Here is a 389-nt window from a genome sequence, read left to right as displayed (position 1 = left end):
ACTTGATTTTCCAAGCACCAGTTAACAAATTCGCGGGTTGTTTTATGGAGGACATCAGTCAACTGGGCATTACTCTTGGCTAAGATGTAGTTAAAAGCCCGGCGGTATTTTTTCCACTGACGGGAGCCCTTTTCACATTTGGCCAGTTTCTTTTGCAGTTCTTTCAATTTCTTGTTGCGCAATCGTTTGATGCTTCGCTGCCTGCGACCGGTGATGATCATTCCTTGCCCATGATCGGTTACTGAGACAATTGTATGGATTTCACCCAGGTCTATTGCGGCAATGCACAGGTTATTGTTTGCTTTGGGACCTTGGCTGTCATCGTAGGTAACAGCTAATTGCAAACCCCGGTCATAGATGAGTTCGATCTCTTTGACCTTACCGGGTGG

Annotated in this window: 1 protein-coding gene; it reads right to left on the bottom strand. The window is 46.0% G+C overall.

The features are described from left to right. Positions 1–389 (bottom strand): transposase (locus tag Ga0451573_RS19015; RefSeq protein WP_231685773.1); only part of this gene is annotated, 389 nt, incomplete at both ends.

Source organism: Phosphitispora fastidiosa (assembly GCF_019008365.1).
Taxonomy (GTDB): Bacteria; Bacillota; Thermincolia; order Thermincolales; family UBA2595; genus Phosphitispora; species Phosphitispora fastidiosa.
This window is presented reverse-complemented; position numbering and strand designations above follow the sequence as displayed.